The following is an 8360-nucleotide window of genomic DNA, read 5'->3' on the forward strand; positions in this document are numbered from 1 at the left end:
CCCTATTTGCGTTTAATCTGTTCGTTACCCTCCGTCATAGCCGTCGCAGTACCAGTGTTACCCGCTCTATGCAGTGGAGTACCCTTTTTTTGAGCGTGGGTCTTGGGATCGGCGTGATGATGGCGCTGGGCTATGCGGGGGTGATGAGCATCGATCCCTCGCAGTGGCGAATGGGGCATATTTTTGCCGTATTCGGCGGATACGTGATGGTTAATATTATGGGGGTGAGCACGGTATTGTTACCGATGTTCGGTGCCTGCAATCGGCCGAGTGATAACGATTATTCGATCAGCTTTTATACGATGGTTCTTTCGGTTGGTATGATGATTGTTGCTTCGGCACTGCAAATAGGGATACTTGAACGTATGGCTCTGATGTTGGGGATGGGGTCAGTGGTGTATTACATGTTTCGGGTGTATCGTATCTTCACCTCAAAAAAACGGCGTTACAGCGATATATGGGAGCGTTCGGTTGCGGTTGCGTTTATCGCTTTGGCGTTTTCCGTTGTGTTCGGAATGTATGGAATCGGATCGGGGAGTGAAAAAGCGGTTTTGGTCTCCTTTTGGTTTTTGACGGCAGGGTTTTTAGGATTTTTAATCACGGCACATCTGTATAAAATCGTCCCTTTTTTGGTGTGGTTCGAGCGTTACGCCCCCTACATCGATGAGAGGGACGTGCCGATGCTCCATCAACTCCTCCCTTCGCGTTGGGCTGACGTTCAGTGGGGATTGGCGGTGAGCGGATTGGTTTTGGTGAGTTGTGCGATAGGATTGACTAATACCGTGCTTTGGAAAATCGGGGTATCTCTTTTAGTCGGTTCAGGAGTCGTTCTCCTGGCAATCCTCATCAAGGTTTTGCGCGATAAGTTATAATCTCGTTTTTATTACGGATGTTATGCACTTTAGGAACAAAGTCCCTAAAGTGGCAGGGACAAATGTCCCTACAACCCCCTAAAGTGGAGACTTTTTATGAAACTGAGCCAACGAAGCGGTACTGTCGAACAATCTCATATCCGCTCTATGACGAGAGCGTGTAGTGCTCTGAACGGGATCAATATGGCGCAGGGGGTCTGCGATCTCGAAGTGCCCCGCGAGGTAATCGAGGGGGCGTATGCGGCAATGAACGCTGGCGTTAACATCTATACCCCGACCGAGGGATTGCCTCGATTACGTTCTGCAATAGCCGCTAAGATGAAGCGATTTTATGAGGTCGAAATCGCACCAGAGCAGGTGCTTGTCTCTGATGGAGCGACGGGGGCGTTTTACACGGCGTGTATGGCGTTGCTCAATCCTCTCGATGAGGTAATACTGTTTGAACCTTACTACGGTTATCACCGTTCCACCCTTGTCTCACTGGGAGCCGTACCGACCTATGTCTGTCTCGAAGCTCCTGAGTGGAAACTCGATATCTCTTTGCTTGAATCCGTCGTTACTCCCAAAACCCGCGCGATGGTGATCTGCAACCCCGCCAACCCGAGCGGCAAAGTCTATACCCGCGATGAACTCGAAGCCATAGGGCATTTTGCCGAAAAACATGATCTGATTGTATTTGCCGATGAGATGTATGAGCACTTTTTGTACGGGGAGGCGGTACATATCACGGCACTCAGTGTGCCGAGTCTTAAAGATCGATGTGTCGTATTGTCGGGATTTTCAAAAGTCTTCAGTATTACGGGTTGGCGATTGGGGTATGCGATAGCCCCCGTAAATGTTATCGAAGCTATGGCACAGCTGAATGATCTCATCTACGTCTGCGCCCCCGCACCGTTGCAGATCGGTGCTGCGGTCGGATTGGAAGAACTTGGGGATGAGTATTACACCGAGCTTGCCCGAATCCACGAGCATAAACGTGATCTCTTTTGTGATGCGCTTAGTGATGCGGGGCTAATTCCAAGTGTTCCATCAGGTGCGTATTACGTTATGACCGATGTGAGTGGCATCGCGGGCAAGGATGATTTTGAAAAAGCGATGGCGATACTGGAAAGAACAGGAGTTGCATCGGTTCCGGGACGGGCATTTTATCACGACGATGCGGGGAAAAACATGGTTCGCTTTTGCTACTCTAAACCGCTGAGTGTACTCGAAGAGGCGGCGAAGCGGATAAGAGGGTTGTGTTAAAATACCAAACATTAAAAATTAGGAATATTTATGTCTAAATTTGTAGGAGCACACGTTTCCGCTTCGGGCGGCGTTTTTAACGCCCCTCTCAATGCGATGGCGATCGGTGCCAAAGCATTTGCCCTTTTTACGAAAAACCAAAAACAGTGGGCGGCAAAGCCTCTCGAAGATGAAACGATAGGGCTGTTCAAAGACAATCTCGCGAAAAGCGGGATTCTTCCGAAGCACGTGTTGCCCCATGATTCGTATCTGATCAATCTCGGTCACCCTGAAGAGGAGAAACGGCAAAAGTCCCTCGATGCCTTTATCGATGAGCTGCAGCGGTGTTCCCAGTTGGGATTGGACAGGCTGAATTTTCATCCCGGTAGCCACCTCAAAGAGATTACCGAAGAAGAGTGTATCGACCGGATCGCTATGAGTATGAACGAAGCGATTAGAAGAGTGGAAGGGGTGAACCTCACCATCGAAAATACGGCGGGTCAGGGGAGTAATCTGGGGTGGAGATTTGAGCATCTGAACGCCATTATCGAGCGTATAGAGGAGAAATCGCGCGTCGGTGTCTGTATTGATACGTGTCATATGTTTACGGCAGGTTACGATATTCGAACCCGTGAGGCGTATGATGCAACGTGGAGGGAATTTGATGCAATTGTGGGATTTAAGTACCTCAAAGGGATGCATATCAACGATTCTAAACCGGAACTGGGGAGCCATGTCGACCGGCACGACTCGCTCGGCAAAGGTAAAATCGGATTGGATGCGTTCGGATTTATCATGAACGATTCTAGAATGGATGATATTCCTTTGGTGCTTGAGACGATCGATGAGACGATTTGGGCGCAGGAGATTGCGTTGTTATATTCATTGCAGGGGTAGAAAATGAAGAGAAGTTTGGTATTGTCGGCCGCACTCACGGCGGCGTTGTCGGCGGGAGGGTATAAAATCCCGGAGAGTTCTATCAATGCCACGGCGCTGAGTGCCGCGTATGTCGCCAATTCGCATGGAGCCGATGCGGCGTACTATAATCCTGCTGCGATGGTCTATAACGACAATGCCAATTTTCTCGAAGTCGATGCAACGTACATCGGATTAAGTCCGATTGATTTTTCGGATGGTTATGGTTCCAAAAAAGAGAGTTTTTTGGTTCCGACGCTCCACTACAGTTCTAAAAAATTGGGAGAGAACGGTGGTCGTGTCGGGTTGAGTATCGTTGCTCCCTCGGGGCTGTCAAAACGGTGGGACAATCCGGCTGCTAAAGCCAGTGCGAAAGAGTTCACATTGAAAACCATTGAAGTGAACCCTTCGGTGGCGATTCCACTAAGTGAGACTGTGAGTATGGGAGTCGGATTTCGAATGGTTCGAACCGAGGGAGTTGTTAAAAGTGATGCGGCTCCGGTACCGGTTTCACGGGATATGAGCGGAGATGCAGCCGATTACGGCTATAACATGGCAGTGAATTACCGTCCCCAATCCAATGTTTCATTGGCGGCAACGTACCGCTCCAAAATCAATTTGAATATTGACGGAAATGCCGATTTGAATTTTTTAGGGAATCTTTATAGCGGTTCGACGAGCGTTACGGTGCCGATGCCCGCAGCATTAAGCCTTGCGGCTGCCTACACGTTTGAGAGCGGTACAACGGTTGAAGCGGTGTATGAGCGAACCTATTGGTCGGCGTATAAGCAACTGGATTTTAATTATGGCGGAACTCCGAATCCGGCTACCGCTTATTTTGGTGCGACATTAAACAAAAATTGGAAAAATACAAATACTTACCGTCTCGGTGTGACCCAGAAAATCGATCAATGGACGGCCATGGCGGGTGTTGCCTATGATGAGACTCCTGTTCCAGAAACGTCACTCGGCTATGAGCTTCCCGATGCGGATGCCTTTATGGTATCCCTTGGCGGACGCTATCAAATGGATGAGCATTGGGATATCGGTTTCGGGAGTCTGATCGATATGAAAAAAGATCGAACGGTCCATAACGGCTCGATTGACGGGGAATTTTCCAATGCCCGCGCCTATCTTGTGACGTGCGGAATCGAGTATCGCTTTTGATCCGTTACCCGTATGAAAACTTTTATGCAATGCTTTATCGTGTTGCCGGAGAAACTCCTCGAAAGAGGGTGATTTTTATTGAGAATAAGAGGTATACCTATCAGAGCTTTTTAGAGAGCGTTGATCGCTTTGCCCGAGCACTCGAACTGATCGGTGTGGGGAGTGGAGACAAAATCGCCCTTATTTGCCCCAACAGCATCGAGTTTGTTCAAAGTGTTTTCGCCATCAGCAAGCTAGGGGCGGTTACGGTACCGATTAACACGATGCTCAAAAACGAGGAGTACCGCTATATCCTGAGCGACTGCGGCGCAAAGATATTGATTACCGCCGCCAAGTTTTCAAAAGAGGTGGAGGATTTATCTGCCGTGGTAGATTCCATAGAACATACCGTTTGGATCGATGCGGCACCGGCTGAGAATGCAAAGCACTTAGTGCTGGACGAGATGCTTTCCGTTCATGCGCATTCGCATACAACATCTCCTGCAAAGCTGGAGGATACGGCCGTCATTTTTTATACCTCCGGTACGACGGGACACCCTAAGGGGGCCATGATCAGTTATCGGAATCTATTCTCCAATCTTGTCGGTGCGAAAGAGCGATTTGCGCTCGATGCAAACGACCGTTTTATCGTCTATTTGCCGATGTTTCACTCCTTTACTTTTTCAATAATGGTCATATTACCGTTTTTTATGCGCGCCTCTTTTGTTATCATCCCCTCGATTTTGCCCTTTAGCAATATTATCAGGCAGACGCTTCTCAAGCGGGTTACCGTATTTATGGGTGTTCCCGATATTTACAACGCCCTTATCCGTGCCAAATTGCCGTGGTATTTTTTGTGGTTTAACTCCATTCGCTGTTTTATCTCGGGCGGATCGGCATTGAATGAAGACACCCTCAACCGATTTCAATCAACCTTTCGTCGTTCGTCAATGCTGGAGGGGTATGGTCTGAGCGAATGTTCTCCTGCGGTGAGTATTAATTCCATCGAAAAACAAAAAGCATTGTCGGTTGGAACCCCGTTGCTTGGGAATGAAGTGAGAATTGTCAATGAGGAGATGATAGAACTCCCTGTCGGAGAAGCGGGAGAGCTAATCGTACGAGGCGACTGTGTCATGCAGGGGTATCTAAATAATCCGGAAGCGACTGCAGAGGCGATTCAAAACGGGTGGTTTCGAACCGGCGACATCGCCAAAGTGGATGATGAGGGGTATATTTATATCGTCGATCGGATTAAAGATTTGATTATCTCCAAAGGGATCAATATCTATCCTCGTCAGATTGAAGAGCAGCTTATGCTTTTGCCTTCGGTAAAACTTGCCGCCGTTATCGGTGTGAATGATCCCCATAGCGGAGAAGTTCCGATTGCGTTTATCGAGTTGGAAGAGGGGTATGAAAGGACAACTCCCGCCTTTATAAAAATGGAGCTTAAAGAACATTTGGCATCGTTTAAAATCCCTAAAACCATAACCGTGGTAGAATCACTACCGAAAACAGCTACAGGTAAAGTACTCAAACGTGTACTAAAAGAAGGACTCCATTGAAATATTTGATCGACTTTTTAGACAATAAAGCAATCGAAAGCACACATATCTTTTCGCAACTCAAATGTACGGTCGATGAAGCAAAAATTTTACAGCTGCTCACCCGTAAATTTTTACAATCTCAAGAAGATGTCATCGTAGCCGAACTTCTTCAAGAACTTTACGGAGCGGACGATTATTCCTATTTAAGTCATTTCGGTGAAGTAAAAACACTGCTCGAACTCGGATGGATTACCCACCACTCCTTTACACCGCTCAAAATCAGCGAGCTTTCCCATTTGGAACTTTATAACACTCCCGTCGCTGTGACTTCGGTTTTTATGAAGCTTCTGGAAGAGGGTTCACTGGAGATGACGCTCCCCGACATCAAACCCTACGCCGACCATTTGGAATATTTGCAGGATCAGTTTTTTCGCATCGAGCTGTATCAAAAGATGTCGATCATTCGGCATAACGGAAACGAACACTCACTCGGGATCAATCGTATCCAAAACAAACTCGACCTTCTCGAAAAGCGTATTGACGAGCGGATTGTGCAGACTTCACTCGATGTTGTCTTGGACCGTTTTTTTAAACAAAAGAAACTGGAACCTAAAGAGCAGGTTATTTTTCTAGCCCTTCTCAAAGAGGAGTACAGTGCTACGGAGGGGAATCTCAGAGAGATGAATACCCTCATCGATCTTATCAGTTTCGATGATTACGAACGGATCAAGAACCGCGCCCTTCTTGAAGACGGCTCCCGCCTTATCAATGAAGAGGTGATCGATTATGAGGAGATGCTCAACCCTTTTGGCGGTATTTCGCGTGCATTTTACATCGTGGATGAGGTTCTGCAGTCGATTATGCACCCTCAAAAAAAGAAAAAAGTGCGCAAACTAAAGCTCGATATGCTGATTAAAGAGCAGGAAATTTTTGAACTTATCGAGCCGACGACCTCTTTGGAAAATGTTGTTTTAAACCCCTCGACGGAACAAACACTTCAAAATTTGATGCGCCAACTTGATCGTGAAGTGATTGCACGGCTTCATGAATGGGGTGTTAAAGATAAAAAGGCGGGGATAGATGCACGGATTATTTTCTACGGCCCTCCGGGAACCGGGAAAACCCTTACGGCACACTCACTTTCACGATCGCTTAAACGACAGGTGCTGAGTTTTGACTGCTCCAAAATCCTCTCCATGTACGTCGGTGAGTCAGAAAAAAATGTGCGCAAGATTTTTGATACTTATGCCGATTTAACCCGACAGACGAAAACAGAACCGATTTTACTGTTGAACGAAGCCGATCAATTTCTCTCATCACGTTCACAAGGTGCGGGTACATCGGCAGATCAGATGCACAATCAGATGCAAAATATCTTTTTGGAACAGATTGAGAAATTTCAGGGGATTTTGATCGCGACGACAAACCTGCTCGAAAATATTGATCAGGCTTTTTCGCGCCGATTCAACTATAAAATAGAATTCAAGAAACCGGATCAAAAACAGCGTGTTACTTTATGGAACATGATGCTTCCGAAGAATGCGCCGTATGAAAAAGGGTTTGATGTTGAAAAACTTGCATCGTATCCTCTCACCGGAGGGCAGATCAATTTAATCGTGAAGAATACCGCCTATCAGGTTGCGGCTCGAAAAGAGGGAAGCTTTAGACTTGAAGATTTCATTGCTGAAATTCAAAAAGAGCGTTCGGGCAGTTTTGAAGGTGAAAAATCGATGGGATTTATCAACCATTAAAAGTATCACAAAAAAATCACAAAGATTAATCAATTCGATTCTCAAATTGTATTTTTTTGGCGACGCAGAGTATAATCACCAAAATGACGTACTAAAGGGTCAAAATGGGTTGGTTTAGTGATGATACAGCGTTAAAAGAAGAACTTTTAACACTGCAAAAAGAGAATACCGCACTTCGGGATCAAAATGAAGAGCTTTCTCGTAAACTGCATGAGTGCGAATCAAATATGATAGAGCACGATGAACGGCATAAATGCACAAATGCTACGACAATGATGACGTATCAAAATGAGCAGCTGAAAAAAAATCTAATCGATGTTCAGGGAAATATGGCCTCATCGGTTGCCTCTTCCAAAGAAAATATCGCAAAATCTACCGAATTATTGGAAAATATCGTTGAACTCGGGCGTAAAGCGTCGGGCATATCCAATACCTTGGAAGGGTTAAATTCTTTGGCGTCGGAGTCAATGGAAACGGTTAAAACTCTCTCCGACCGCGCTCAGGACGTGGCTAGTATTTTGGTGTTGATCAAAGATATCTCCGATCAAACTAATTTGTTGGCCCTCAATGCGGCGATCGAAGCAGCGCGTGCCGGTGAACACGGACGCGGGTTTGCGGTCGTTGCAGATGAAGTGCGTAAACTTGCCGATCGAACCGATAAAGCGATCAGTGAGATCAACATCTCGTTGCAATCGATGAAGCAGGACGTCACAACGATCGGGGATAAGTTCGAACATGTTCAGGAGAATATTGCAGAGTCCAACGAATCGATCGGAAGTTTTAATGCAAATATGGATCATAACGCACAGATGATGCGGGAAACATTTGCCAGTACGGAACACACCGCTGAGCGGATATTTATGAGCTTGGCAAAATTGGATCATATTATTTGGAAAGTCAATACCTAT

Annotated in this window: 7 protein-coding genes; all 7 read left to right on the forward strand. The window is 46.5% G+C overall.

The features are described from left to right. A partial coding sequence (locus Q0C19_RS09165; protein WP_295055300.1) for a hypothetical protein occupies positions 1 to 872 on the forward strand: 872 nt, incomplete at its 5' end. Positions 873 to 968: 96 nt separating this feature from the next. Then, entirely contained in the window at positions 969 to 2117 is a 1149-nt protein-coding gene (locus Q0C19_RS09170) for an aminotransferase class I/II-fold pyridoxal phosphate-dependent enzyme (protein WP_295055302.1), read from the forward strand. Positions 2118 to 2147: 30 nt separating this feature from the next. After that, positions 2148 to 2993 carry a deoxyribonuclease IV gene (gene nfo, locus Q0C19_RS09175; protein ID WP_295055305.1) on the forward strand — a complete coding sequence of 282 codons (846 nt, stop codon included), beginning with the start codon at positions 2148 to 2150 and terminating at the stop codon, positions 2991 to 2993. A gap of 3 nt (positions 2994 to 2996) precedes the next feature. Beyond that, positions 2997 to 4178: an outer membrane protein transport protein gene (locus Q0C19_RS09180; RefSeq protein ID WP_295055307.1), complete on the forward strand. Its 1182-nt coding sequence runs from the start codon at positions 2997 to 2999 to the stop codon at positions 4176 to 4178. Continuing rightward, positions 4175 to 5719: a long-chain-fatty-acid--CoA ligase gene (locus tag Q0C19_RS09185; protein ID WP_295055309.1), complete on the forward strand. Its 1545-nt coding sequence runs from the start codon at positions 4175 to 4177 to the stop codon at positions 5717 to 5719. Before Q0C19_RS09180 ends, Q0C19_RS09185 begins: the two co-directional genes overlap by 4 nt. Next, positions 5716 to 7452, forward strand: coding sequence for an AAA family ATPase (locus tag Q0C19_RS09190; protein ID WP_295055311.1), 1737 nt, complete (start codon positions 5716 to 5718; stop codon positions 7450 to 7452). Before Q0C19_RS09185 ends, Q0C19_RS09190 begins: the two co-directional genes overlap by 4 nt. Before the next feature lie 104 nt (positions 7453 to 7556). Continuing rightward, positions 7557 to 8360: methyl-accepting chemotaxis protein (locus Q0C19_RS09195; RefSeq protein ID WP_295055313.1), on the forward strand; the 804-nt coding region annotated here is incomplete at its 3' end.

The sequence above is a fragment of the Sulfuricurvum sp. genome (genome assembly GCF_023250475.1).
Classification (GTDB): Bacteria; Campylobacterota; Campylobacteria; order Campylobacterales; family Sulfurimonadaceae; genus Sulfuricurvum.